The sequence below is a fragment of the Streptomyces hainanensis genome (assembly GCF_004348415.1).
Lineage (GTDB): Bacteria > Actinomycetota > Actinomycetes > Streptomycetales > Streptomycetaceae > Streptomyces > Streptomyces hainanensis.
The window spans coordinates 1-1,907 of sequence record NZ_SMKI01000768.1; the positions used below are offsets into that span (position 1 = coordinate 1).

Below are 1,907 nucleotides of genomic sequence, written 5' to 3' on the forward strand. Positions count from 1 at the left end.
GGTTCATCTGGTCTCCGGGGACTCCGGTGCGGCCGGGGGCGGGGTCTGCAGGCGGGTCATCGGCCCGTAGAGCTCGATGAGCCGGCTGAGTTCGGCCGGGTCGTGGAAGTGGGCGGCGCCGGTGCCGAAGGCCTTGGCGGTCTCGATCGCGAACCGGGCGGCGGCCGCGATGTCGGTCTCGTGGCTGGCACCGGTGGCGCAGCCGGCCACCGCGGTCTCGGCGGTGATGGCCAGGCCGACGACGGGGGCGTCCGTGGCGGTGGCGGGCTGCAGGATCGAGTTGATGTGGTGCACCCCGTTGCCGTAGGGGGTGATGTCCTGGGTGGTGACGGGGAGCACCCTGGCCGACTGGCCGGTGACGGTCTCCAGCACGGACAGCAGGTCCTCGCTGACGCGCAGGATCCAGCCGCGGCAGATCGTCGGGGAGAGGGCGACGCCGCGGTGGTTGAGCAGCCGGTTGCCCTTGGTGGTGTCGATGGACACGATGGCGTCCATCTCGGCGGAGACCTCTTCGCGGTTGCAGGTCTCCATGTCGATCGGCGAGTCCATGAACGGCACCGGGTCGTGCGGCTGGGTGGGGGCCCAGCCGGTGACGTGGGTGGAGATCCGCACGTCGCCGTCGAGGACGTCGCCGCGGGCGTGCATGTCGAGCAGCTTGGCGGCGGCGGAGAGCGCGGCGACCGCGCCGTCCGCGTCCGAGACGAGGCCGATCCGCTCCGGGCGGGCGCCGGCGCCGCCGAGGCGGCCGAGGATGCCGAGGGTGGGGGCGTCCCCGCCGCCGACCCGACCGCGGCGGCCGGGAATCGTCACGTGTACGAAGTCCGTGCTGCCCTTGTCGCCCTGGACCGTCCTGACCTCGAAGCGGGGCGCGGGTGGCGCGTCGGCTGCGGAGGCGTCGGAGCGGGTGGCGGCGCCGTGCACGGCGCGGAGGTGGTCGGCGAGCAGGGTGCCGCTGGTCTCCGGGCGGTCGAGCAGCTCGATGACTTCGATCACGTGTTTGAGCATGCTTCGCAGAATCTGCCTTCTGTCGCGCAATACGCAACTGTTTCTCTCAATGAGAGACGCTTTACACTTTGGCCATGCCTGAACACCCACCGGTAACGCAGCAGGGCGGCAGCGCCCCCGACGCGCCACCGCCGCTTCAGACCGCCGACCGCGTCCTCAACGTGCTGCTCGCCTTCGACCGGGAACACCCGGAGTGGGGCGTCACCGAGGTCGCCACCGAGTTCGGCCTCGACAAGTCCGTCGCCCAGCGGCTGCTGGCCGCCCTCGCCTACCGCGGCTTCCTCGTCTCCGACCCGCGCTCGCGCCGCTACCACCTCGGCCCGGCCGTCTGGCACCTGGCCAGGGCGTGGGAACGGGACGGCGGCCTCGCCACCCTCGTCACCCCGACGCTGCGGGCCACGGCCGACGCGGTCGGCGTCGGCACACTGTTCGCGGTGCCGGACGGCGTGCACATGCGCTGCGTGGCGGCGGCCGAGGGCCCGGCCGGGCCACTGCGCTACTACGCGCTGGCCGGCGAGCTCTACCCGGCGCACGCCGGCGCCACCTCCCGAGCGTACTTCGGCATGCTGCCGTCCGGAGATCGCGCGGCGCTCCTCTACGGCCGCCCGATGGCGCGCTTCAGCGACCGCACGCTGACCGACCCGGCGCGCCTGGAGGAACGGTTCGCCGAGGTCAGGCGCAGCGGCTACGCCTACTCGGACGGCGAGTACGACGCCGAGACCGCGGCGCTCGCCGCCCCGGTGCTGGTCGGACGCCGGCCGGTGGGCACGCTCTCCCTGGTCGGCCCGCTCGACGTGCTGCCGGCCCGCAAGGAGGAACTCGTCCCGCCGCTGATCCAGGCAGCGGAACGGCTCGGCCGGGTGCTGACCCCGGTCAGGCCCCGCCTCCCCGGCGCCCGCACC

2 protein-coding genes are annotated in these 1,907 nt (G+C 73.5%); one reads left to right on the plus strand and one right to left on the minus strand.

Annotated features, from left to right (window positions below):
- Positions 1-3: 3 nt before the first annotated feature.
- Positions 4-1,005, minus strand: a complete 1,002-nt coding sequence (locus E1283_RS35725; protein ID WP_132822318.1) for a DUF1177 domain-containing protein — start codon at positions 1,003-1,005, stop codon at positions 4-6.
- Positions 1,006-1,079: 74 nt separating this feature from the next.
- Between E1283_RS35725 and E1283_RS35730 the strand changes: the two genes are divergently transcribed.
- On the plus strand, positions 1,080-1,907 hold an 828-nt coding region (locus E1283_RS35730), incomplete at its 3' end, for an IclR family transcriptional regulator (RefSeq protein ID WP_132822319.1).

Excerpts from the sequence above, each read along its gene's own strand:
- E1283_RS35725 (WP_132822318.1), bottom strand. The coding sequence starts at position 1,005 with ATGCTCAAACACGTGATCGAAGTCATCGAGCTGCTCGACCGCCCGGAG.